Annotated in this window: 19 protein-coding genes and 2 pseudogenes; 9 read left to right on the top strand and 12 right to left on the bottom strand. The window is 74.0% G+C overall.

The window, feature by feature from the left end:
* Positions 1-491 (top strand): annotated as a pseudogene (locus IEZ27_RS41905) (MSCRAMM family adhesin SdrC); the annotation flags it as partial.
* Between the two features lie 65 nt (positions 492-556).
* Here IEZ27_RS41905 and IEZ27_RS41910 read toward each other — a convergent pair.
* From IEZ27_RS41910 to IEZ27_RS41920, 3 genes and pseudogenes are all read right to left on the bottom strand, one after another.
* Positions 557-2050, bottom strand: a complete 1494-nt coding sequence (locus IEZ27_RS41910; protein WP_229824817.1) for a serine/threonine-protein kinase — start codon at positions 2048-2050, stop codon at positions 557-559.
* A gap of 127 nt (positions 2051-2177) precedes the next feature.
* A complete protein-coding gene (gene dgoD, locus IEZ27_RS41915) occupies positions 2178-3323 on the bottom strand; it encodes a galactonate dehydratase (protein WP_189652357.1) in 1146 nt (381 codons plus the stop codon).
* Between the two features lie 15 nt (positions 3324-3338).
* A pseudogene (locus tag IEZ27_RS41920) lies at positions 3339-4060 on the bottom strand (SDR family NAD(P)-dependent oxidoreductase).
* A gap of 171 nt (positions 4061-4231) precedes the next feature.
* On the opposite strand from IEZ27_RS41920, the gene IEZ27_RS41930 reads away from it, so the two are divergent.
* The 3 genes from IEZ27_RS41930 (at position 4232) to rraA (ending at position 6730) form a co-directional block, all read left to right on the top strand.
* Positions 4232-5200, top strand: a complete 969-nt coding sequence (locus IEZ27_RS41930; protein WP_189652359.1) for an NAD-dependent epimerase/dehydratase family protein — start codon at positions 4232-4234, stop codon at positions 5198-5200.
* Positions 5201-5361: 161 nt separating this feature from the next.
* The gene (locus tag IEZ27_RS41935) at positions 5362-6207 is read left to right on the top strand and encodes an LLM class flavin-dependent oxidoreductase (protein ID WP_189652360.1); all 846 of its coding nucleotides are present in this window, start codon (positions 5362-5364) and stop codon (positions 6205-6207) included.
* A 52-nt stretch (positions 6208-6259) separates the two neighbouring features.
* Positions 6260-6730, top strand: coding sequence for a ribonuclease E activity regulator RraA (rraA, locus tag IEZ27_RS41940; protein WP_125642413.1), 471 nt, complete (start codon positions 6260-6262; stop codon positions 6728-6730).
* A 107-nt stretch (positions 6731-6837) separates the two neighbouring features.
* Here the strand turns inward: rraA and IEZ27_RS41945 are convergent, their stop codons facing one another.
* The 4 genes from IEZ27_RS41945 to IEZ27_RS41960 all read right to left on the bottom strand — a co-directional run bounded on the left by IEZ27_RS41945 (position 6838) and on the right by IEZ27_RS41960 (position 12307).
* Complete coding sequence (locus IEZ27_RS41945; RefSeq protein WP_189652361.1) at positions 6838-7410, bottom strand: hypothetical protein; 573 nt, start codon at positions 7408-7410, stop codon at positions 6838-6840.
* A 360-nt stretch (positions 7411-7770) separates the two neighbouring features.
* On the bottom strand, positions 7771-9810 hold the full coding sequence (locus tag IEZ27_RS41950) for a M14 family zinc carboxypeptidase (protein WP_229824819.1): 2040 nt from the start codon (positions 9808-9810) through the stop codon (positions 7771-7773).
* 71 nt (positions 9811-9881) lie between these two features.
* Entirely contained in the window at positions 9882-10814 is a 933-nt protein-coding gene (locus IEZ27_RS41955) for an alpha/beta fold hydrolase (protein ID WP_189652362.1), read from the bottom strand.
* Positions 10815-10900: 86 nt separating this feature from the next.
* Entirely contained in the window at positions 10901-12307 is a 1407-nt protein-coding gene (locus IEZ27_RS41960; protein ID WP_189652363.1) for a PucR family transcriptional regulator, read from the bottom strand.
* 89 nt (positions 12308-12396) lie between these two features.
* Between IEZ27_RS41960 and IEZ27_RS41965 the strand changes: the two genes are divergently transcribed.
* The 5 genes from IEZ27_RS41965 to IEZ27_RS41985 all read left to right on the top strand — a co-directional run bounded on the left by IEZ27_RS41965 (position 12397) and on the right by IEZ27_RS41985 (position 18816).
* Positions 12397-13470 carry a DUF917 domain-containing protein gene (locus IEZ27_RS41965; protein ID WP_125642353.1) on the top strand — a complete coding sequence of 358 codons (1074 nt, stop codon included), beginning with the start codon at positions 12397-12399 and terminating at the stop codon, positions 13468-13470.
* Positions 13467-14783, top strand: coding sequence for a hydantoinase/oxoprolinase N-terminal domain-containing protein (locus IEZ27_RS41970; RefSeq protein WP_189652364.1), 1317 nt, complete (start codon positions 13467-13469; stop codon positions 14781-14783). The genes IEZ27_RS41965 and IEZ27_RS41970 overlap by 4 nt, the downstream gene beginning before the upstream one ends.
* A gap of 121 nt (positions 14784-14904) precedes the next feature.
* Positions 14905-16224 (top strand): purine-cytosine permease family protein, encoded by a 1320-nt coding sequence (locus IEZ27_RS41975; RefSeq protein WP_125642347.1) that lies wholly within the window; start codon positions 14905-14907, stop codon positions 16222-16224.
* 17 nt (positions 16225-16241) lie between these two features.
* Positions 16242-17759, top strand: a complete 1518-nt coding sequence (locus IEZ27_RS41980) for a hydantoinase/oxoprolinase N-terminal domain-containing protein (protein ID WP_189652365.1) — start codon at positions 16242-16244, stop codon at positions 17757-17759.
* Positions 17752-18816, top strand: coding sequence for a DUF917 domain-containing protein (locus tag IEZ27_RS41985; protein ID WP_189652366.1), 1065 nt, complete (start codon positions 17752-17754; stop codon positions 18814-18816). The genes IEZ27_RS41980 and IEZ27_RS41985 overlap by 8 nt, the downstream gene beginning before the upstream one ends.
* Here the strand turns inward: IEZ27_RS41985 and IEZ27_RS41990 are convergent.
* The 5 genes from IEZ27_RS41990 to IEZ27_RS42010 form a co-directional block, all read right to left on the bottom strand.
* Positions 18786-19073, bottom strand: a complete 288-nt coding sequence (locus tag IEZ27_RS41990) for a YchJ family protein (RefSeq protein WP_308427342.1) — start codon at positions 19071-19073, stop codon at positions 18786-18788. The genes IEZ27_RS41985 and IEZ27_RS41990 overlap by 31 nt on opposite strands.
* Before the next feature lie 148 nt (positions 19074-19221).
* Positions 19222-20025 carry an NAD-dependent protein deacetylase gene (locus IEZ27_RS41995; protein ID WP_189652442.1) on the bottom strand — a complete coding sequence of 268 codons (804 nt, stop codon included), beginning with the start codon at positions 20023-20025 and terminating at the stop codon, positions 19222-19224.
* Between the two features lie 80 nt (positions 20026-20105).
* Positions 20106-20486: a VOC family protein gene (locus IEZ27_RS42000; protein ID WP_189652367.1), complete on the bottom strand. Its 381-nt coding sequence runs from the start codon at positions 20484-20486 to the stop codon at positions 20106-20108.
* Positions 20483-22312: an ABC transporter ATP-binding protein gene (locus tag IEZ27_RS42005; protein ID WP_189652368.1), complete on the bottom strand. Its 1830-nt coding sequence runs from the start codon at positions 22310-22312 to the stop codon at positions 20483-20485. Before IEZ27_RS42005 ends, IEZ27_RS42000 begins: the two co-directional genes overlap by 4 nt.
* Complete coding sequence (locus tag IEZ27_RS42010; protein ID WP_189652369.1) at positions 22309-24102, bottom strand: ABC transporter ATP-binding protein; 1794 nt, start codon at positions 24100-24102, stop codon at positions 22309-22311. Before IEZ27_RS42010 ends, IEZ27_RS42005 begins: the two co-directional genes overlap by 4 nt.
* Positions 24103-24310: the final 208 nt, after the last annotated feature.

Raw genomic sequence — 24310 nt, forward strand, 5'->3', positions numbered from 1 at the left:
ACGGCGACCGCGACTGGGACGGCGACCGCGAGTGGAACGGCGACCGCGACTGGGACGGCGACCGCGAGTGGAACGGCGACCGCGACTGGGACGGCGACCGCGACTGGGACGGCGACCGCGAGTGGAACGGCGACCGCGACCGGGACAACGACCACAACCGGCACGAAGACCACAAGGGCGACGACCACAAGGGCGACGACCACAAGGGGGACGACCACAAGGGGGACGACCACAAGGGGGACGACCGCAGGTGGGACGGCGACCGTAACTGGGATGGCGACCGTAACTGGGACGAGGACCGTGAGTGGGACGGCGACCGTAACTGGGACGAGGACCGCGAGTGGGACGGGCGTCCGCACAGCTTCTACGTCTCTTCGCTGCGGTGCCGCGTCGGCGGCGGCTTCGTCTTCCGCAACTTCCAGAGCCCGACCGACCTCAGCTGCTACGGCGGCCGGTACAACGGCGACTGGGTGACGCGCTACGGCATGTGACGAAAAACAACCTGTTTCACAAGGGCGGGCCCGCTTCACGCGGGACCGCCCTTTTCGTGTTCCCCCTACGGCGTGCACATGGTGAACGCGACGGACCTGGCCCTGGGCGACGGGCCGAGGATCCGGTAGGTGACGGTGTGCCGGCCGCCCGCCGGGGTGACCAGCCTCCTGGAGTGCACGTAGTCGCTGCGGCTGCCGGCCGGGAGGCGGGACGAGCCGCGCTCGACGACCCGGCCGTCGTAGATCCACTGGTAGGAGAAGGGCGCGCCGGGGCGGCTGGCGTCCACGCCCGCGGCGAAGTTCAGCGAGCCGGTGTAGCAGGTGACACCCGCGCTGTTGATTTTCGATGAGCCCTGGACGCGCACGTACGCCAGGGTGAACGAGGCCGCCCGTGTCGCGCTCGGGGTCGGCGTGGGGCCGCCCGTCGTGGAGGTGGCGGAGGGTGTGGACCGTTCCCCTGGGAGGGTGGCGGAGGGGGTGGGGCGCGGGCGGGCCACGCGCTGCCGGGGTGTCCTCGCGGTCCGCGGCTCGGCCGTACCACGCCTGGACGGTCCGGCCGCGGACGTCCGTACGCTCCCGTGGGCGGCGCGCACCTCGGCGTCCGCCTGCCGCTTGCCGGAGTTCCACACCACGACCCCGGCCGCCACGGACACCGTCACCACCCCCGCCACCAGCGCCATCACCGGCAACCGGTGCCCGCTCGCCCACACGGACCGCCCGGTACCGCCGGCGGCGCCCGCCACGCCACCCGCCTTGACGGGGGGAGCCGGATGCGGGGGTACGGCGGCGGGCGGGCCGGGCTGAGGTTCGCCCAGGAGGAGAGGCAGGACGGCGGACATGGGCGGCCGGGCCTGGGGGTCCTTGGCCAGGCAGGCGCGGACGATCGGGCGCAGCGGGTCCGGCAGGTCGCCGAGTTCCGGCTCGCCGCGCAGGACGCGCCCCGCGACCGCGAGCGGGGCGTCGTCGCCGAACGGCGGCCGTCCCGTCGCCGCGAACACCATCACCGACGCCCACGCGAAGACGTCCGCCGCCGCCCCGGCCGGGCCGCCGTCCAGTTGCTCGGGCGCCTTGTACGCCACCGCGCCGCCGTCGGAGGCGTCCGCGGGCCCGGTCCCCGCCCCCGCGCGGCCGAAGCCCGGACCGGTGCCGGCGGCGCCGAACCCGACCAGGCGCGGGCCGTCCCGGCCGAGCAGCACGCTGGAGGGTTTGAGGTCGCCGTGCGTGAGCCCCGCCCGGTGCACCGCGGCCAGTCCCGTCGCGGTGCCGACGGCCAGGTGCCGCAGGTGCCCGCCGCCGATCCGGCCCGCCTCCGCCAGCGACGGCCCTTCCACGTACTCGCTCACGATGTACGACAACCGTCCCCACGCCGCGTCGAGCACCCGCGCGACGCCCTGCGGCTCCACCCGGCGGGCCGCCTCCGTCAGGGCGGCGAACCGGTCGCCGGGCACGATCCCGTGCAGGACCTTGACCGCCACCGGCCGCCCGTCGGGCGCCTGGCCCAGGTAGACGACGCCCTGGCCGCCGGAGGCCAGCCATCCGGTGATCCGGTGGGCTCCCAAGGACGTGGGATCTCCAGGGCGTAAGGGCTCTGCGTTCGGCATGAGGGCGTGGCTCCCTGGAGACAGCGGCGGACCGGATCAAGAACTTTAGCGGGATGATTCCGGATCCGCCGCCCCTGGGTTCACCTCACCATTCGGCGAAGGAACCGTCCTCGTGCCGCCAGATCGGCCCGCGCCACCGGTGCCCGCGCCGGGCCGCGTGTTCCACGGCGGCCTCGTCCACGTCGATGCCGAGGCCGGGCCGGTCGGTGCGGACGGCCCGGCCGCCCTCGAACGTGAGCGGCCCCGGGTCCACGAGGTAGTCGAGCACGTCGTTGCCCCGGTTGTAGTGGATGCCGACGCTCTGCTCCTGGATGAGGAAGTTGGGCACGGCGAAGGCGAGTTGCAGGCTCGCGGCCAGCGCGATCGGGCCGAGCGGGCAGTGCGGGGCCATGGAGACGTCGTAGGTCTCGGCCATGGCGGCGATCCTGCGTACCTCCGAGATGCCGCCCGCGTGGCTGACGTCGGGCTGGGCGACCGCGATGCCGTGCCCGATGACGTCGCGGAAGTCCCAGCGCGAGTACAGGCGCTCGCCGGTGGCCAGCGGGATGGACGTGGCGGCGGCCAGCGCGGCGAGGTTGCGCGAGTGCTCGGGCAGCACCGCCTCCTCCACGAACAGCGGCAGGTACGGCTCCAGCAGCGGCAGCAGCCGCCGCGCCATGGCGGTGGACATGCGCCCGTGGAAGTCCACGACCAGGTCGTTGTCCTCGCCGATCGCCGCGCGTACGGCGGCCACCCGGTCGACCACCTCGCGGGTGCGCGCCGGGGTGTCGATCGCGGTCAGCTCGGCCGAGCCGTTCATCTTGACGGCGGTGAACCCGGCCTCCACCTGCGCCGCGGCCAGCTCGGCGACCTCGGCCGGACGGTCGCCGCCGATCCAGGCGTACATGCGGACCTGCTCGCGCACCGGGCCGCCGAGCAGCGCGTGCACGGGCAGCCCGGCGGCCTTGCCGGCGATGTCCCACAACGCCTGGTCGATGCCCGCGACCGCGCTGGACAACACGGGACCGCCCCGGTAGAAGCCGCCCTTGGTGAGCACCTGCCAGTGGTCCTCGATGCGCAGCGGGTCCTCGCCGACGAGGTGGTCGCTCAGCTCGGCGACCGCCGCCCGGACGGTCTCGGCCCGTCCCTCGACCACCGGCTCGCCCCAGCCGGTGATGCCCTCGTCGGTGCGCACCCGCAGGAACAGCCAGCGCGGGGGGACGAGAAGGGTGTCCATGGACACGATCTTCATGGGCTTCGCTTTCGCTCAGGAGGACGTGGTGGAAACGCTCCACCCGCCGTCGACGTTGAGGCAGGCCCCGGTGATGAACGACGCCTCGGGCGCGGCCAGGAAGGCGACGGCCGCGGCCACCTCCTCGGGGGTGCCGAAGCGGCCCGCGGGCGTCTCGGCGACGGTCGCCGCCCGCTCGGCCGGGCCGATGTCGTCCCAGGCGGGGCTCATGATCGGCCCAGGTACGACGGCGTTGACCCGTACGGCGGGGGCGTACTCGACGGCGAGCTGCCTGGTCAGCGACTGCAGGCCGCCCTTGGCGGCGGCGTAGGGGGCGCAGCCGGGGATGCCGGTCGCCGCGTGCACCGAGGAGGTGATGACGAGCGCTCCCCCGCCCTCGGCCAGCAACGGGCAGAACGTACGGGCGGCCAGGTAGGCCGCCTTCAGCGTGACGTCGATCTGCAGGTCCCCGTCGGACTCGGGCAGTTCGTGGACCGGCCGCGCGGGCACGACCCGGCCGGGGCCGTTGGCGTGCAGCACGTCGAGGCGGCCGAAGCGGGACAACACCTCTTCCTTCAGCCGTGCCCAGCCGGCCGGGGAGGCGACGTCGCAGTGGACGTACGCGCCGCCGATTCCGCCACCCGCGCGCCGCGCTCGTCGGCCACGTCGGCGAGCAGGACGCGGGCGCCCTCGCCGGCCAGCCGGGCGGCGGTGGCCGCGCCGATGCCCGAGGCGGCGCCGGTGACCAGCGCGGCCATGCTTCGAAACGGCCCTTCATGCGACTCCTCTGAGATCGGCTTCCCAATAAATACTATTTTATACTTAATTGTCGAGATTCCTCCCCCATTGGACAGGCGACGCCCCCTCGTATTACGTTAATCATCAGTGTCACTGACGATCAGCGATACTGATGAAAAGGAGTTGAGGGAATGATCCTCATCACGGGCGGGCTCGGCTTCATCGGCACCCACACCGCGCGGGCGCTGCTCGACCTGGGCGAATCCGTCGTGCTCGTCCAGCGCCGGGCCCCCGAGGTGACCGCGCCGCTGGCCGGCCAGGCGGACGGGCGGCTCGTCGTCGAGCAGGCCGACCTCACTGACCGGGCCGCCCTGCTCGGCCTGGGCGACCGGCACAAGATCACCGGAATCGTGCACCTGGCGGGCTCGGTGCCGTGGCCTCCCGGCGCGGACGAACCGGTCGAGGGCGTGCGGAAGTCGGTCGCCGGCCTGCTCAACGTCTTCCACGCCGCCGCCGAGTGGCAGGTGTCGCGGCTCGGCCTGGCCAGCACCATCGGCGTGTACGGCGGCGTCGAGGCCCCGAGCCCGCTGGCCGAGGACCTGCCGCTGCCGATGACGGCCCACCACCCGATCCCCACGTTCAAGAAGATCGGCGAGCTGGTGGCCGGCCATCTGGCCGGGGCCACCGGCCTGGACGTGGTCAACCTCCGCATCGGCGCGATCTGGGGGCCGCTCGGCCACCCGCGCTCGCCGTTCTTCGTCCTGCCGCAGCTCGTGCACGCCGCCGTACGGGGCGAGGTGCCCGACCTGACGTCCCCCGCGTGGGGCGCAAACGCGGAGGACGGCGGCGACCTGTGCTACGTCAAGGACTGCGGGCGGGCGATCGCGTTGCTCCAGGTGGCCGACCGGCTGCGGCACCGTACGTACAACGTCGCCGGGGGGCGGATGACCACCAACGGCGAGGTCGCCGAGGCGATCGGGCGGGCCGTGCCCGGCGCGCGGGTCGAGCTGCGCGAGGGCCGTGACCCCGCCGGCCCTGGCCGCGACCTGCACCTCGACATCACCCGGCTGCGCGAGGACACCGGCTTCGAGCCCGCCTACGACACCGCGTCCGGAATCGCGGACTACGTCTCCTGGCTGCGCGCGGGAAACGCCCGCTGACGACCCCGGCGCGCATGTGCCGCCAGGGGCATGCCCTACGATGAGATCACTCTGAACCTGCGTTTCCCCGGAAGCACGCCGCAGAGCGGGAACGCGACACCCATCGAGGTGCATGGAGGGGCGGCACGTTCCTTTGCCGTTCTCTTCTTTCGGAGGCATCCATGAACGTCGGCCTCGGCCTGCCCATCGCCGACCCCGCCCTTCTGCTCGACTGGGCCGCTCGCGCCGACGCGGGCCCGTTCAGCACGCTGGGCCTGCTCGACCGGCTCGTCTACGACAACCCCGAACCGCTCGTCACCCTCGCCGTACTGGCGGGCGCCACCAGCCGGGTCCGGCTGCAGACCGAGGTGCTGCTGCCGCCGCTGCGTGAGACGGCGCTGCTGGCCAAGCAGGCCGCGACGCTCGACCGGCTGAGCGGCGGCCGGCTGGTGCTCGGCCTCGGCGTGGGCGGCCGCGCCGACGACCACGCCGCCGCCGGGACCGGCCTGCGTACCCGGGGGCGGCGTATGGACGAGCAGCTTCCCGTGTTGCGGCGGCTGTGGTCGGGCGGCCCGTTCAGCGACGAGGCCGGGCCCGTCGGGCCCGCGCCCGCCCGTCCCGGCGGCCCGGAGCTGCTGTTCGGCGGGTTCAAGCCGGTCGCGCTCGAACGCGTCGCCCGGTGGGGCGACGGCTTCCTCGCCGCCGCGCCGCCCGCCTGGGTGGGCCCGCTGTTCGACGCCGTACGCACGTCCTGGAAGGAGCACGGACGCGAGGGCGCGCCGCGCCTGGTCTCCCAGATCACCGTGGCGCTCGGACCGGACGAGGTGATCGAGGACGCCCGCGCCTCCATGGGCGCCTACTACGCGACCTCGGGCGCGTCCGACTACATGTTGTCCGGGCTGCACACCACGCCCGCCGCGATCCGCGACGCCCTCGCCCGGCTCCGGGACCTGGGCGCGGACGAGGTCATGCTCTACTGCTGGGGCCGCGACCCCGGCCAGGCCGACCGGCTGGCCGACCTCGTGTGATCCCGGCGTGGCAGCATGAACGCGACCGCTGACCCCACGAGGAAAGGCCCCCATGAACACCGCGGACCTGTACGACGAGCGCGGCGACGAGCTCGACTCCTGCGACCTGCAACTCCGCCAGTACGGCGGCCGCCGCGCCTTCCACGGCACGATCGCCACCGTACGCTGCCACCAGGACAACGCCCTGCTCAAGGCGATCCTGTCGGAGCCCGGCGAGGGACGGGTCCTGGTGGTGGACGGCGGCGGCTCGCTGCACGCCGCGCTGGTGGGCGACGTCATCGGGGGCGAGGCGGTCGCGGCCGGATGGGCGGGCGTGGTGATCCACGGCGCCGTCCGGGACGTCGTCGCGCTGCGCGAGCTCGACCTCGGCGTCAAGGCGCTCGGCTCGAACCCGCGCAAGGGCGGCAAGACGGGCGCGGGCGAGCGGGATGTGCCGGTGACGTTCGGCGGCGTCACGTTCTCGCCGGGGGCCGAGCTGTTCAGCGACGACGACGGCATCCTCGTCACCCGCGTCCCGGCCTGACCCCCGGTCGCCGACCTGGGCCGGTTCGCCCCGGGCCGTCGGGCTCGGTGCTCTGAGAAACGCGAGAAGGGCGTCCCCCGCAGGGAACGCCCTTCTCACACGTCTTCCTACTTCTTCACCGACACCGTGGCCGTGCTGGCAGCGTCCTTCTGCTGCCACGCACCGGTCTCGAACGGCACCGGAGCAGCCTTCTTACCGACCCCGTCGCCCCACTTGGTGATCACGTACTGGATCTTGATGTGCCCCTCACCCGACACACCATCAACCCCCAGCGTGTCCGGATTGAACCGGCCACCGGTCAGCTCCGCGAACGTCTTGGCGTCCAGATCCAGCATCACCCCACGACTGGAGGGATCACCAGGACCACGGTCACCCACGAAGAACGGCAGCTTCTTACCCTGATAGACCACATACCCCTCGGTCATCAGCGGCCACGACGGCGAAGCGGCAAGACCCTTCTGCATCGGCTTACCAGCAGCCGGCAGACCCGTGTCACCGGCACGACCCGAGGAGTCGTCCCAGAAATACGACGCGGTAGTGGCCCCGGCCAGCACACCCTGACCGTTCATCTCGGTACTGGTGGTGTCGGCGTTGGCGGAATGGGCCGCGGCGCCGATGGTCAGCGCGGACAGCGCAGCGGCCGAAAGCATGGCGAACGAACGCAGGCGAACAGCAGTCATCAGGCAATCTCCTAGGTGACATCGATCACGAGGGGGCGTGCGCTCACATGACTCAGACAAGACATAAAAGGTCGTAGCCGGGCGCGAAGGCCTCAGGTCGCTACGTGGAGCGCAAACAGATGCGGGTGGTTGACGCGGACGTGATGGTGTCCGGGTCGTTCACCGGCTGGATAGATACAACACTAACCCAAGAAACGGACAAACGCAAACCAAACACCCCAAAACGGGCAATGATCTACCCTTGAACCGCAAACCCCGGGCAAACAGCATCAACCACAGCCAAAGCCCACGGGGTATGACTATGTAAACCACCGGCAACGACCCGGCATTCCCCCCATGACCTGCGCCTTTTCCGGCGCGTCACCGCTCCCTGAAACCGGAGGCCACGCCGACGAGCGAGATCAGGCCCGAGGCGAACTCCATGGCCTCGGCGTGCCCCTCCTCGAACGGCGGCTGGAAGCCCACGCCCTCCCACGTCCGCGTCGAGGAGTTCCACAGGTCGGCGCCGACCTCGAAGTCCCAGCCGTAGATGCCGTGGTCGTACCAGAGCTCGTCGGCGGAGTTGCCGGCCGCCGAGTACAGCACGTCGGTCACCGGTCCCGTCTGCTGCGGCCAGATGACCGTGCCGCGCTCGGCGGCGATGGCCTGCTCGATCGTGCGGGCCGAGCGCATGAAGTACGCCTCCTGGTCGGCCGTGGGCCTGGGCAGCGCGACCCGGCCGTCGAGCTTGTACGCCCCGGGCGGCCACATGAAGTACCCGCCGTAGCTGTGCACGTTCATGGCGAACCTGATGTTGCGGTACTTCTGGGCCAGCCAGACGACGTTGCGGCTCTCCGGCTCGGAGTGCTCGGCCGGTCCGGCGTACGTGCCGCTCTGGCAGTTGGCCGAGGCCCCGAAGTAGCCGTCGGTCAGGGAGCCCACGGCGTAGTTGCGGTTGACGTCCACGCCCCACGTGTTGCGCTGCGCCGGGTCCGACTGCGCGGCCGGGCAGTGGTTGGTCATGTTCTTCCGCTGGCTGTTGAAGTCGTAGAAGCTGTAGTTCGCGCCGTCGGGGTTGACCGTGGGCACGATGAAGATGTCGGTGCGCTGGAGCAGCTTGCGGGTGGCGGGGTCGCGGGCGTAGTTGCGCAGCAGGCGTTCGGCGGCCTCGACGGTGACCAGCGGCGGCACCCATTCCCTGGCGTGCTCCTGGGCGTAGGCCAGCACGCCGGTGCGCGAGCCGTCGCGGTGGACGCCGACGCGCAGGGCCAGCACCCGCATGGGCGCGCGGGAGACGTCGGCGGGCGCCTTGAGGGAGTCGGTGAGCCGGGTGGCGGCGGCCGGGGCCATGACGCCCGCGCCGGGGTCGGTGCGGTAGGCGGCGGCCTTGACGCCCGTGCCCGCCGTGGCGTTGACCGCGGCGACGACCTGGGCGGCGGTGCTCACCGGGGTGCCGGAGCCGTCGGTGGCCAGGCTCACGGTCACCTGCCTGCCGTTCACGCTCACCTGGAGCGGCCGGTCCGGCGCGCCGGGGGCGGCCAACTCGACGGAGACGTCGTTGCCGCCCTCGGAGCCGTAGGCGTCGGAGGTGACCACGATCGCGGCGCCGGGCGGCGTGCCGATCAGGGCCTGGGCGTGGCGGCGGTAGCCGTTGGTGAGATTGGGCAGCTGGATGATGTCGGTGAGCGCCGGGTAGCGGCGGTGCAGCGCCTGGATCCGCTCGTTCAGCTGGGCGGGCGGCATGTACTGGGTGACGAAGTCCTTCTGGTAGCCCGGCGCCTGGCGGTCGGGGCGCTCGCCGTCGGGCCATTCGCGTACGCGGGCCTCCGCCTTGCCACCGGTCGCCGAGGTGACCGTGACGCGCTGCGGCTCGGCCGTCACCGGCGACGGCGTGCTGAACTGGTGGCCCATGTACGCGCCGGCGTCCACGAACGGGACCATCGCGACCTGCCCGGTGACCCCGCGGCGGCCCGTCCAGGTGGCGGTGAGCACGGCCGCCTCGCCCGCGCTGCTGCTGGCCTCGACCGACAGGAAGTACCCGTCGCGGGACTTGTACCAGACGGCCCGTTCGATGACGATCTGGTCCTGCGCGGCGGTGGCGCTCGGCGTCTTCTTGGCGGCGGACGGCGTGCCGGCCGCGAGGCCCACGCCGATCGACTTCAGCCCGGCCAGCGCGCTGGGCGTGAGGACGGCGTCCACCTGGACGCTGCCGTCGGCCTGGGGGCGTACCCGCTCGGTCAGGTCGGCGCCGGAGGCGACCAGGCGCTCCATCGCGGCCTTGTCCGGCACGGAGAGCGTGACCAGCGAGGCGGGCTCCGGATCGCCCGGTCCGGCCACGGCCGGCAATGACGACGGCCCGGAGGCCAGGAACGTCGAGACGACGATCATCAGGATGACGGCGGACGCCCGTGAGCCACGCATCGGTCTCCTCCAAGGATCACCGGTACCTCGATCATTGAAAGCCGACTTGACCGAACGGGCAAGACCCAGTTTCAGCGTTTCGTGAAGGCGGCGGTCTCCCGGATCGCGGCGACGACGAGATCGGGCTGCCAGTACTGCACGTAGTGCTCGGAGGTGGCGGCCACGACGACCCGCCCGCGCGTCGACCGGGCGGCCACCCGCCGGGCCTGGTCGAGGGCGTCCGGCGGCCCGCCGGACGGGATGACGACCACGACCGGCGGCCCGGCCGGCTCCCGCGCCGCGTCGGCGACCTCCCGCGCGCTGTCGAGCGAGGCCCACGCCTCGGCCCTGGCGGCGACCATGCTGCCCGGCCCGTAGACGACGGGGGCGGCGGCGCGGGCCGCGGCGGTGGCGTCGCCGGGCACGAGGAGGTCCCCGGCCAGCCGGAGCAGGCCGATCCTGGCCAGCGCCTGGTTGACGGTGAGCTGGGCGGCCACCAGCGGCCTGGACACCCGCATGGCCGCCGCGGCCCCCTCGTCGGTGGCGTCGACCAGCACCAGGCCGGCCGTCAGGTCCCGGTACCGGGCGGCGAACAGGCGGACGATCTCGCCGCCGTAGGAGTGACCGGCCAGGACGTACGGGCCGGGTTCGCCCGCGGCGGCGAGCAGCGCGCGCAGTTCGGCGGCCGCCCGGCCCGCGGTGCGCGGCCCCGGGCCCTGCTCGCTCCAGGCGTAGCCGGCCCGGTCGTAGGAGCACACCCGCAGCCCGGCGGACAACCGCCGCTGGACGACCTCCCAGCTCGCGCTGGATTCGACCAGGCCCGCTTCGAGCACGACCACCGGGCCGCCGGACCCGGTGCAGCGCAGGTGGAGGCGGTGGCCGCCCACGTCCACCAGGCGGCCGGGCGGCGGAAAACGCGCGGCGTCGCCGCGCCGGGCGGCGGTCTCGTAGCCGAGGCCCGCGCAGGCGGCCACCAGCACCAGGCCCGCGCACCAGGCGAGCAGGCGCCGCGCTTTTCGCATCATGTCCCGAATCTAGGGATCCGGTACGCGGGTTTCCTCGTCCTGGCGGGCGAACGCGGGATGGGAGCAGGGTCCCGGAGGGACGTCCTTCAGCGGAAGGAGGCCGCGCGGCAGGCGAGCTGGAGGGCCAGCCGTTGTTGCGGGTCGTCGAGGTCGGCATGGAGCAGGGTCTCGATGCGGCGCACGTTCCGGCTGACCGCGTTGCGGTGCAGGTGGAGCTCCTCGGCGGCGCGGGCGGGCGAGCCGTTGTGGTCGAGGTAGGCGCGAAGGATGGCCAGGAGGTGGCCGGCCCGCTCACCGCCGAGGTCGAGGATGGGTTGCAGCAGCTCTCTGACGGCGTGCCGGGCGGCGTCGGAGGCGTACCACTCCTCCAGCATCCGGTCCAGGCCGGCCAGGTCGTACGTGACCAGCGGCAGGGGGCTGCGGCGCAGGGCCGTACGCGCCTCGGAGGCGGAGGTGCGCAGGCCGAGCAGTCCCTGGCGGGCGGTGCTCACCCCGCAACGCAGGTCGGCGCCCGCCGGGCGGACCCGTTCGAGCAGGCGGGCGGCGTCGCGTACGGCCTCGCGCAGGCCCGCCCTGCCCTGGTCGCGGCGCTGGCTGCGGACCACGATCAGCGCGTCGCCGGCGATCGCGGCGTTCCAGGCGGCGCCGCCCAGCTCGCGGGCCGCGCGCACGGCCCGCGACGCGGCGGTCTCCAGCAGGGCGTAGCGTTCCTGACCGCCGTCGGACGCGGGGTCGGCGGCGGAAGTGGACGCGGGGTCGGCGGGTTCGAGGCGTAGGACGACGTGCCAGTCGTCGATCGGCAGGCCCAGGGCTCTGGCGCGGGGGGCCAGCTCCTGCGCCTGGTTCTCGGAGGCGACCAGCAGCTCGGTGAGGAGCTGGGCGCGCGAACGTCCGGGCAGCTCGTCGGCGGGGCCCGCGGCGGCGGCCAGCGAGGCGAGCCTGAGCACGATCCCGGCCGCCCGGTCGAGGTGCGTCCCGCCCCGGCCCGGCCCGGCCTCGGAACGTACGGGGCTGGTGGTGAAGGTGGTGCCGTCGGCGTGGACGGTGAGGCCGAGGGCGGCGCCGGCGGCCTCGGCGATGCGTTCGGGCGCGCCGCCCGCGTGCGTCACGGCCTCGGCGGCGCGCGCGGCGCGGACCAGCGCGTCGGCCGCGTCGCCCGCGATGGCCCGGTCGATGGCCACCACGAGTTCGGCCAGGTCGCCCCCGGCCGCCAGCAGCGCGACGCCGCCGCGCTCGGCCAGGGCGGCGGCGCTGCGGTCGACCTCGGTCTCGGCGGTGAGGACGAGTGCCACCGCCCCGGCCGCGGCGGCGTCCCGCAGCGCGACGTCGAGCCGGTACCCGGCCGCCTGCCGCGAGGCCGCGCCCGTCAGGACGAGCACCGACCCCGGCGGCTGCCCCGCGATCCCGCCCAGGTCCTCCACCAGGCGTACGCCCGAGGCCGCCGCCGGCGTGTCCGGACCGGCGAGCGGACGCAGCTCTTCCAGCAGGTACATGCCATCAGTGTGCCATCGGCACACGAAGCCCGCCAAAAAGGTGCTGTGGGAACATCCGGCTTGACCTGCGGCTTCGTAACCTCGGAAGGGTGGACATCGACACCGGGCTGCTGCCCGCCTTCGCCCGCGGCTGCGCCGTGCTCGGCTCGGGCGGCGGCGGTCCCGTGACCATCGCCCGCGCCGCGGCGCTGCAGGCGCTGGAGGACCACGGGCCCGTACGCGTCGTCCAGCCCGCCGAGCTCGACCCCGCGCTGCTGGTGATGCCCGTGGGCACCGCGGGCTCCTCGGCCGTGATGTCCGAGCGCGTCGGCGGCACCGACGAGCCCGTCTACCTGCGCGACAAGATCGAGGAGCTGTACGGCGCCCGCGTCGGCGCGGTGCTGGCCAGCGAGATAGGCGGCGCGAACGGCTGCCTCGCGGTGGCGTGGGCGGCCCGCGTCGGACTGCCGCTGGTGGACGCCGACGGGATGAGCCGGGCCTTCCCCCGTATGGACCAGACGGTGATGCAGTTGCGCGGCATCGCGCCCACCCCGGCCGTGTTGTGCGACGAGCGCGGCCGGACCGTCGTCGTCGACCACGTGACCGGCGGCTGGCTGGAGCGGCTGGTACGCGCCTCGCTGGAGGCGTTCGGCGGCCAGGTCGCGACCAGCGAGTACATCATGCGCGGCGACCAGGTGGCCGCCTCCACCGCGCTCGGTTCGGTCACGCGGGCCGTGCGCCTGGGGACGCGGCTGCCGGACCCGCTGGTCACCGGCAAGGTCGCCGAGACGGCCGGGTCGATCCTGGTCGAAGGGCTCGGCGCCGACCAGGGACGGCTGGTACGGATCCAGGCGGCCAGCGAGTTCGTCGCCGTCGTCGAGGACGGCGTGCCGCTGGCCGTGGTGCCCGACGTGATCGCGATGCTGGACACGCGTACCGGCGAGGTGGTGCAGGCCGAGCAGGTCCGGTACGGGTTGCGGGTCAGCGTGGTGCGCGTCCCCTGCGATCCCGTCTGGCACACGCCTGAGGGGTTGGAGCTGGCGGGGCCGGCCGCGTTCGGTCTCACCGGCCTCACCCCTCCCCCACCGGCACCGGCCACTCCCGTGACGACGGAAAGCCCGGCGGGCACGGGCCTGAGCCCCTCCCCCACCGGTTCCGGCGAGCGGCCGGAGGCCGGGACGTGAGGGCCGGGGTGGACGTCGGGCCGACCAACACCGACGCGGCCGTCGTCGCCGACGACGGGACCGTGCGCGCGACCGTCAAGATCGCCTCGATCCCCGGCGACCCGGTGGCCGGAGTGCGCGCCGCGCTGGAACGCCTGCCCCTGGACGGTGTGCCGACCCAGGTCGCCGTCGGCCTGCGCGGCGCCGCCACCGCCGTGACCAGGCGGTCCGGGCTGCGCCGGGTCGCCGTGCTGCGCATCGCCGGGGTGTCGGCGACCGCCGTGCGCCCGCTGTCCGGCTGGCCGCCGGACCTGCGGGACGCCGTGAACGCGGGCACCGCCGTCGTGGACGGCGGCGGCGGGCTCGACCGCGAGGACCGCACGCCCCTCGACCGCGACGCCGTGGCCCGTTTCGCCGCGAGCGTGGCGGGCGCCGCCCAGGCCGTGGCCGTGGCGGGCCTGTTCTCGCCCCTGGACGGCGAGCAGGAACGCGAGGCCGCCGAGATCGTCAGGGCGGAGCTGGGCGAGGGCGTGCCGATCGCGTTGTCGGCCGACCTCGGCTCGCTCGGCCTGCTGGAACGTGAGAACGCGACCGTGCTGGACGCCGCCCTGTCGGGGTTCGCCGGCGCGGTCTCCGGCGGGCTGGCGGCCGCCCTGGACGGCCTGTGCCCGGGGGCGGCGGCGTTCGTGACCCGCGGCGACGGCACGTTGATGAGCCTGGAGCACCTGGCCCGCCATCCCGGGCTCAGCCTGGGCAGCGGCCCGGCCAGCGTGCTGCGCGGCGCGGGCGCGCTGACCGGGCTCGGCGACGCCGTGGTCGCCGATGTGGGCGCCACACGGGTCCGCGTCGGCGTGCTGGCCGGCGGCTATCCCGAGGAGGCCGTGGGCGGCGCGGACATCGGCGGCGTGCCCGTCGGGCTGCGCATCCCCGGGCTGATCAGGGTGGCCAGGCCGGTGGACCCCGCCGAGCTGGCCGAGGCCGTGGACCGGTTGCAGCCGGGCGCGGGGCTGCTGCCGCTCGTGGTCGTGGGCGGCGGGGCGCACTCCGTACCGGAGGGGCTGCATCCCGAGCACGGGCCCACCGCGGGCGCCATCGGCGCGGCGGTCAGCCCGGTCGGCGGCCAGTACGAGCGCATCGTCCGCCTGCCCGACCGTTCGGCGCTGCCGGCGGCGCTCGAACCCGTGGCCGAGGAGGCCAGGGCGGCGGCCGTGCGCGCCGGGGCCGATCCGCGGCAGGTACGGGTCATCAGCGTGGAGGAGATCCCGCTGGCCTACCTGCCCGGCCCGTTCGTCCGGCTGCGCGCCCGCGCCGCCGGCCCGCCCTCACTCCTGTGAAGGCCCGTCCGCCGGTGAAAGCCCGCCCGTGAAAGACCGTCCGCCCGTGAGCCCCGATTCGTGAGCCCAGCCCCCACCCGTGAGCCCCCGCAAGACCCCCCGAGGTAAAGGAAAACCCACCATGACCGACTCCGACTACCCGCTGGAGCGGGTGCCACAGGCGGCCCGCTACTCCTGGTTCAACGTGGCCGTGCAGCGGTTCGGCCAGCTCTCCGACCTGACGCAGTTCCTGCTGGGCGCCACGCTCGGCGCGGGGTTGTCGTTCTGGGGCGCGTTCTGGGCGTTCACGCTCGGCTCGGTGATCCTGGAGGTGGTCTGCATCTTCGTCGGCATCGCCGGGATGCGCGAGGGCCTGTCCACGTCCCTGCTGGCCCGCTGGACCGGTTTCGGCCGGTACGGCTCCACGATCATCGGCGTGATCATCGCGCTGAGCCTGTTCGGCTGGTTCGGCGTGCAGACCGCGGTCTTCGCCGCGGGCCTGCACTCGATCATGTCCTGGCTGCCGCTGTGGGTGTGGGCCATGATCGCCGGGATCGGCGTGACGCTGCTGGTCGTACGGGGTTTCAAGGCGATGGGGATGACGGCGTTCATCACCGTGCCCGCCTTCCTCGGCCTGGCCGGGTGGGCGATGTGGGTGGAGATCTCCCGGCACGACCTGGGCACGCTGGTGGCCTCGCCACCGTTCGGCGAGCCGATCAGCATCGCGACCGGCGCCACCATCGTGGCCGGGTCGTACATCATCGGCGCGGTGACCACGCCCGACATGACCAGGTTCAACCGCAACACCGGCGACGTGGTCAAGCAGACCCTCGTCGGCATCTCCCTCGGCGAGTACGTCCTCGGCCTGGCCGGCGTGCTCCTGGCCTACGCGGTCAAGTCCTCGGACGTGATCGCGATCATCACCGCCTCCTCGGGCGTGGTCGGCGTCGTCATCCTCATCTCGGCCACCGTGAAGATCAACAACTGGAACCTGTACTCGGCCGCGCTCGGCCTGCTCAACGCCGTCGAGTCGACGATCGGCCGGCGGCTGAACCGGGTCGCCGTCACGGTCGGCATCGGCGTGCTGGGCAGCGTGCTGGCCGCCGCCGGGATCCTGGAGCGGTTCACCGACTTCCTGCTGATCCTCGGCGTCATCACGCCGCCGGTGGCCGGGATCATGGTCGCCGAGTACTTCATCGTGCGCCGCTGGCGCCCGGCGCTGGACGCCTCCCGCGCCACGGGCACGCTGCCCGAGACCGAGCCGACCTGGGTGCCCGCCACGCTGGTCATCTGGACCGCCGCCGCGCTGATCGGCTGGCTCAGCGACCACTACCAGTGGTACGGCATCCCGGCCCTGAACTCCCTGATCCTCGCGGGCGTGGGCTACGTCGTCGCGGGCCGGCTCGGCCTGGTCCGCGGCACCCGCGAGGTCCCCGTCGAGCGGCCCGCGCTCACCGTCTGAGAAGAAAGTCCTCCTTTATGCGTATCGGCATCGACGTGGGCGGCACCAACACCGACGCCGCCCTCATCGGCGACGACGGCCAGGTGCTGGCCACCGTCAAGTCCCCCACCACCGCCGACGTCACGGGCGGCGTCGCCGCGGCCCTGGCCGGCCTGGGCGCGACCCGGGTGTCGGCGGTGATGATCGGCACCACCCACTTCGTCAACGCCCTGGTGGAGGCCGCCCGGCTGGAGCCGGTCGCGGCCGTACGGCTCGGCCTGCCCGCCACGGCCGCGCTGCCGCCACTGGTGGACTGGCCCGACCGGCTGCGCCAGGCCGTCGAGGGCACGGTCCACCTGTGCCGCGGCGGCTGCGAGTACGACGGCGCCCCCATCTCCGAGCCCGACCCGGACGAGCTGCGCGAGGTCGCCGCCGACATCAGGCGGCGCGGCCTGCGCACGGTCGCGATCTCCTCGGTCTTCTCCCCCGTCAGCGACGCCCACGAGCGGCTGGCGGCGGAGATCCTGGCCGCCGAGCTGGGCCCGGACGTGCACCTGTCGCTGTCCTGCGAGATCGGCCGGGTCGGCCTGCTGGCCAGGGAGAACGCCACGATCGTGAACGCGGCCCTGCGCCCGCTGGCCGGCCGTACCGTGGCCGCGTTCAGTGAGGCGCTGCGGGTGGCCGGGATCGACGCGCCGCTGTTCCTGTCCCAGAACGACGGCACGCTGATGGACGTGGACCAGGCCCGCCGCTACCCGGTGGCCACGTTCGCGTCGGGGCCGACGAACTCGATGCGCGGCGCGGCGTACCTGTCGGGGCTGACGGACTGCGCGGTCGTGGACATCGGCGGCACCACCTCCGACGTGGGCATCCTGGTCGGTGGCTTCCCGCGCGAGGCCGCCGGGGAGGCGCTGGTCGCCGAGGTGCGTACCAACTTCCGCATCCCGGACGTGTTGTCGATCGGCATCGGCGGCGGCTCGCTGGTCGCCGAGGACGGCACGACCGGCCCGCGCAGCGTCGGCTACCGGCTGACCGAGGAGGCGCTGGTGTTCGGCGGCGGCACGCTGACCGCCACCGACCTGGCCGTGGCCGCCGGGCTGGCCGACATCGGCGACCGCGCCAAGGTCGCCCACGTCGATCCGCAACGCGCGCTCAAGCTCATCGCCGAGCGTGTCTCGGAGGCGGTCGACCGCATGCGCACCTCGTCCGCGCCGCTGCCCGTCGTGCTGGTCGGCGGCGGCAGCGTGCTCATCGAGGAGCTGCCGGGCTTCGACGACGTACGCCGCCCCGCGCACTTCGAGGTGGCCAACGCGGTCGGCGCGGCCATCGCCCAGGTCGGCGGCGAGGTGGACCGGGTCTTCTCCGGTCCCCGCGAACGCATCCTGGAGGAGGCCAAGAGCGAGGCGATCATCCGTGCCGAGCGCGGCGGCGCCCGCGCGGGCAGCGTGCGGATCGTGGACGTGGAAGAACTGCCGCTCGCCTACCTGCCCGGTGACGCCACCAGGATCAGGGTGAAGGCGGTCGGCGACCTGGACCTGGAGAAGATCGATGCGTGAGATCGGAATCGACCGGCTCGACGACATGGCCCGCGGCGCCGGCATCCTCGGCACCGGCGGCGGCGGCGACCCGTACGTGGGCAAGCTGCTGGCCCGCGAGGCGATCCGCAGGCACGGTCCCGTGCCGCTGGTCGCCATCGACGAGGTGCCCGCGGACGCGACCGTCGTCGCGGTGTCGGGCATGGGGGCGCCGACCGTGCTGCTGGAGAAGCTGCCAGCGGGCACCGAGGAGCTGACCGCGCTGCGCGCCCTGGAGGCGGTGCTCGGCCGTCCGGCCACGCACATCGTGCCCATCGAGGTCGGCGGCGTGAACTCGATGATCCCGATCGCCGCCGCCGCGCAGGCGGGCCTGCCGATCGTGGACGGCGACGCGATGGGCCGCGCCTTCCCCGAGGCGCAGATGGTGTTGCCGACGCTGATCGGCGTGCCGAACACGCCGATGGCGCTGGCCGACGACAAGGGCAACACGCTGGTGCTGGAGACGGTGTCCAACGTGTGGGCCGAGCGCCTGGCCAGGGCGGCGTGCGTGCAGATGGGCTGCCAGGTCTCCTGCGCCGACACCGTCATGCGCGGCGACCAGCTGCGCGACGGGCTCGTGCCGGCCACGCTGACGCTGGCCGAGGACCTGGGCCGGGCCGTACGGCTGGCCCGCGCCGGTCACGCCGACCCGGTGGCGGCGGCCCTGGACGTCCTGGGCGGCCTGAAGTTGTTCACCGGCAAGGTCGTGGACGTGGAACGCCGTACGACCGGCGGCTTCGCCCGCGGCCAGGCCCGCCTGGAGGGCACGGGCACGCTGGAGCTCAGCTTCCAGAACGAGCACCTGCTGGCCCGCCGGGACGGCGAGATCGTGGCCACCACGCCCGACCTGATCTGCGTGCTGGACACCGACTCGGGCGAGCCGGTCACCACCGAGGCCATGCGCTACGGCCTGCGCGTCACGGTCGTCGCCGTGCCCTGCGACCCGCGCTGGACCTCGCCGGGCGGGCTGGAGCTGGCCGGGCCGCGGTACTTCGGCTACGACTGCGACTACCGGCCGCTCGCGACGACCCCGGCGTAGACCCAGCGGCCGTCGAGCCGGACGAACCGGCTGTGCTCGTCGAGCACGCCCGGCACCCGCCGGTTGACGAAGTGGGCGCGGAAGCGCACGGTGCCCTCGGTGTGGACGGGGCTGCCGCCGGTGCTCTCCAGCACCTCCAGCTCCACCCACGCGACCTTCCTGTCGAGGTCGAGGCGGGCCGGGCGGTCGGTGGGGTGCCAGGTGGCCATGAGGTAGGCCTCGTCGCCCACGGCGAACGCGCTGAACCTGGACCGCATGAGCGACTCCGCGGTGGGGGCCGACCCCTCACCGCGGTGGAATCTCCCGCAGCAGTCCGCGTAGGACGCGGGCAGACCGCAGGGGCATGGACGAGGAGGCATGCCCTCCATTGTGCCGCGCCGGAGGCGGGGCGGGGCGCGAAGGTCGTCAGAGCCGGGCGGCCAGCTCGGTCAGCGTCGCGCCGAGCGGGGCGTCGAGCAGGAGCGCGGCGTCGGCGTCGCCGCCGGTCGGGCCCTGGTTGACGATGGCGATGGGCAGGCCGAGCTCGGCGGCCCTGGTGACGAAGCGCAGCCCCGACCTGATCGCCAGCGACGACCCGAGGACGAGCAGCGAGCGCGCCCGGCCCACGAGCGCGAAGCACTCGTCCACGCGCTCTCGGGGCACGTTCTCGCCGAAGAAGATCACGTCGGGTTTGAGCAGCCCGCCGCAGGAGTCGCAGTCGACCACCTGGAACCCGGCGACCTGCGCGTCGGTGAGGGCGGCGTCGCCGTCGGGGTTGATCCGGCCCTCGGCGGCCCAGCGCGGGTTGGCCGCGCTGAGCCGGCATTCCAGCTCGGCGCGCGGGGTGCGTTCGCGGCACGACAGGCAGACGACGCGGTCGAGGCCGCCGTGCAGCTCGATCACCCGGCGGGCGCCGGCGGCCTGGTGGAGGCCGTCGACGTTCTGGGTGACGATGCCGGACAGCAGGCCGCGCCGTTCCAGGCCGGCCACCGCGCGGTGGCCGGCGTTGGGCGCGGCCTGCCCGATCTGCCGCCAGCCGACGTGGCTGCGCGCCCAGTAGCGCCGGCGCGCCTCGGCGCTGCCGGTGAAACGCTGGTACGTCATCGGCTCGGCGCGCCGGGCCCGCCCGCTCGGGCCCCGGTAGTCGGGGATGCCCGACTCGGTGGACAACCCGGCGCCGCTGAGCACCACGACGTCGCCGCCGGCCACCAGTTCGGTCAGCGGCACCATCGCGGGCCCGGTCAGGGGTGCCGTCACGGGCCCGGTCAAGGGCACTGTCGCAGTCTCTCCCACTCCTCCATCATGCCCGGTCAGAGGTAGTTGCTGAGCTCGACCAGGTTCCCGTCGGGGTCGCGCAGGTAGACGCTCCTGATGGGCCCGAGCGCGCCGGTGCGTTCCACCGGGCCCTCGACGAGCGCGACGCCGTGGCCGGCCAGCTCCTCGACGACGGTCTCGATCGGGTCGGCGGTGATCAGGCACAGGTCGGCGCTGCCCGGCGCGGGCCGGGCCGCCTTCGGCTCGAACTCGTGGCCCGCCTGGTGCAGGTTGATCTTGCTCTGGCCGAACGCCAGCGCCCGCCGCCCCGCGCCGAACGTCACCGCCTCCATCCCCAGCACGGTGGTGTAGAAGCGCACCGCGGCCTCGACGTCGGCGACGGTCAGCACCAGGTGGTCCAGGCGGTCGATCCTCATGTGGCCCCTCTTTCCTCGATCGGTTCCCCGTCCCACAACCTGCGCATCTCGGGGCAGGTGCGCAGCAGCTCGCCGAGCGGTCCGCGGCCCGCGACGCGGCCCCGGTCGAGGACGACGATCTGGTCGGCGCGTTCGAGCGCGGCCCGGCGGTGGGAGACCACGAGCAGCGTGGCCGGGCCGTGCCGGGCGATCCGCTCCCACAGCAGGTTCTCGGTCGCGACGTCGAGCGCGGACGACACGTCGTCCACGACGAGCAGGCCGGGGGAGCGTACCAGGGCGCGGGCGGCGGTGGCGCGCTGGACCTGGCCGCCGGACAGGCGTACGCCCCGGGGGCCGACGACGGTCTCCAGGCCGTCCGGCATGGCGGCCAGGTCGTCCTCGAGGGCGGCCAGCTCCAGCGCGCGGGCGACCGCGGCGTCGTCGGCGGGCAGGCCGAGGAGCAGGTTCTCGCGCAGGGTCTCCGAGAACAGGCGGGGGATCTGGCCCGCGTAGGCCGCCCGGCCGGGCACCAGGAACGTGCCGGGGTCGGGCACCGGGCGGCCGTTCCAGGAGATCGTCCCGTCGTCGAGGGGCAGCAGGCCGAGCAGGGCGCGTACGAGCGTGGTCTTGCCCGCCCCGACAGCCCCGGTGACGACGGTGAACGTGCCGCGCGGGAGCGTCAGGTCGACGCCGTGCACGCCGCGCCCGCCTGGATGGCGTACGGTCAGGCCGCGTGCCTCCAGCACCTCCAGCGGCTCACCGGGCGGGGACGGCCGCGTCCCGGACGGCGGCAGCGCGGACGGCGGGGCGGACGGCGGGGCGGACGGCGGGGCGGTGCGGAGGTGGAGGGTGCGGTCGCGGGTCAGGTCGGCGGCGTCCTGGTGCGGGGCGAGCAGCTCGGTCAGCCGCCCGGCCGACACCCCGGCCCTGGGCAGGCGGTACAGGACGGAGCCGATCGTGCGCGGCAGCGCGGTCAGCATGCCGACGTAGCTGGTGAACAGCGCCAGGTCGCCCACGGTGAACTCGCCGCGGTGCATCGCCCCGGCGGCCAGCAGCAGCACGATGCCGACGCCCAGCTCGACCGTGGTGCCCGTGGCGGCCTCCAGCAGGTCGGTGGCCAGGCGGCTGCGTACGGCCGCGTCGCGCCGGCGGCCGTTGAGCGCGCGCAGCCGTTCCAGCGCCGCCCGCTCGGCCCCGGCGGTCTTGACCGTGAGCACGCCGCCGAACAGCTCGCCGACGAAGGCCGTCACGCCCGCGCCGAGCTCGGCGGCCCGCTGGTGCCGCCGCCCGATCACCCGTCCCATGAGCCTGCTCAGCAGGCCGGCGGCGAGCATCGGCACGACCAGCGCCACGGTGACGACGGGATCGATCGACACCATGATCGCCAGCGCCACCCCGCCGAACAGCAGGTTCCCGGCGAGGGGCACCGACTCGTCGGCCAGCTCCACCAGCTCGCGCACGTCGTCGCGCAGCCGGGCCAGCGACTCGCCCGAGGAGCGCGGCAGCCGGGCGGCGACCGGGCCGCGCGCGGTCAGCACCGAGCCCAGCACGTTGGCGCGCAGCAGCGTGGCCGCCGCGTCCCACCAGTAGGAGCCGTAGGCCCAGGCGAACACCAGGACGACGCCGCGGACGAGTTCGACGCCCGCGAAGGCCGCGCACAACCACAACGACTGCCGCAGTGTCGCCGGGCTGTGCCCGCTGATCTGGTCGAAGAGCTGCCGCAGCACGAGCCCGCCGCCGAGCGGGATCACGTGGACCGGCAACCACAACAGGATCTGCAACACGTACAGGCGCACGTCGAAGCCGATCAGGCGGCCGGTCACGGCCAGGGCGCGGCGGGAGCTCATCGGCTCACCCCCGCGGCGTCCAGGAGCCTGCCGAACCTGCTGTGCGGGTCGGCGGCCAGGTCCGTGCGGCGGCCGTACTCGACGAGTTTGCCGCGCTCCAGCACCGCGATCTTGTCGACGTGCGCCAGGGAGGAGAGCCGGTGCGCGATGAGCACGCCGGTACGCCCGTCCAGCAGCCGCCGTACGCCGTCCTCGACGTGGCGTTCGGTGGCCGGGTCGAGCCTGCTGGACGCCTCGTCCAGGATGACCAGGCCGGGGTCGGCCAGGAACGCCCGCGCGAACGCGAGGAGTTGTGCCTCGCCGGCGGACAGCTCGCCGGGTTCGCCGTCGAGCCCGCCGGGCAGGGCCGCCAGCCAGCCGCCCAGGCCCACTCCGTCCAGCACGGCACGCAGGCGGTCGTCGTCGTGACCGGCGCCGGACCGGGTGCTGGACCGGGACTCGGACAGGGTGCCGAACAGGGTGAGGTTGTCGCGGACGCTGCCGGCGAACAGCCGTACGTCCTGGGTGACCACGGCGACCCGGCGGCGCAGCGACTCCGGGTCCGCCTCGCGCAGGTCGAGGCCGCCGATCTCGACCGTGCCGCCGGTCGGGTCGTACAGGCGCAGCAGCAGCTTGGCCAGGGTGGTCTTGCCGCTGCCGGTGCGTCCCACCAGGCCGAGGCGTTCGCCGGGGGCGAGGGTGAGGGTGATGCCGGACAGCGCGGGCTCGCCGTCGTCGGGGTAGGCGAAGCCGACGTCGGCCAGCCGCAGGCCGAGCGCGCCGGCGGCGGGCAGCGGGCGGGGCGCGGCGGGCGCGGGCAGCGCGGGCCGCTCGGCCAGCAGGGCGCCGATGCGGGCGAACCCGGCCAGCGCCCCCTGGAACTGCCTGAGCTGGTCGATCAGCCGCTCGAACGGCGTGCGGATCATCAGCGTGTACTGGAAGAGCAGCACGGCGGTGCCGACGGTGACCGCCCCGGCGTCCAGCAGCCAGGCGGCCAGGCCGAGCATCAGCGCGGTCCCGGCCGCGAACGCCACCCCGGTGGCCGCGAGCAGGCCGCCCGCGATGCGCGAGCCGTACCACTCGGCGCGGAACCAGGATCCGGCGACCTCGTGGAAGCGGCCGACGGCGTGCCGGCCGGCGCCGTTGGCCCGCAGGTCCTCGGCCCCGGCCAGCCGCTCTTCGAGGTGGCCGTACAGCGCCGCGCTCGCCTCCCGCGACCGGGTGGCCGACGGTACGGCGAGCCGCTGCGCCCCGGCCATGCCGAGCCCGGCCGGCACGCAGTACGCCAGCAGCGCCGAGCCGAGCCGCCAGTCGACGGTGAACACGACGGCGAGCACCCCGGCCAGCAACAACAGCCCGGCCACGACGTCGAGCACGAACGCGACGACGAAGTCGGCCACGGCCACCACGTCGCCGTCCACGCGCTCGATCAGCTCGCCGGGTGTGTGGCGGGCGTGGAAGGCCAGGTCGAGGCCGAGCGCGTGGCCGGTCAGGTGTTCGCGCAGGCGGTTGGTGCCGTCCCAGGCCAGGCGGCCGGAGAGCCACGCGGTGACCATGCGGGCGGCCTGCCCGGCGGCGGCCAGGCCGAGGTAGCCGAGCGCGATCAGGATCAGGTGGCGCGGCCCGGCGCCGCCGATCGCGTCGTCGACGAAGCGGCGGGTGATCTGGGGCGCGGCCAGCGGCAGCGCCGTGGCCGCGGCGGTCGCGGCGGTCAGCGCGAGCGCGGTGCGCGGCGCGGGGCGCAGGTGCCGCAGCGCCTGCCTCGCCGGTCTATCTACATGCGGAGACGTCCTGGTGAGCGGAGATATCAAGAAGCGTCATGCCCTCTGAATAGGTGGGATTCCTGTGCTGAAAGGTCATGAACGCTGTTCTCATCGGTGCCGCTCCTCCGGCCGGTGACTGGTGCCGCCGGGAAGTACAACAGCCGCCCGCGCCGCGCCGCAACCGGTTTTCGGCCGCCTACGCGATCTATACGCCGCCTATACACCCGCTGATCACGCTGAGCACCGAACGGCCTTA

Source organism: Nonomuraea spiralis (genome assembly GCF_014648435.1).
GTDB lineage: Bacteria > Actinomycetota > Actinomycetes > Streptosporangiales > Streptosporangiaceae > Nonomuraea > Nonomuraea spiralis.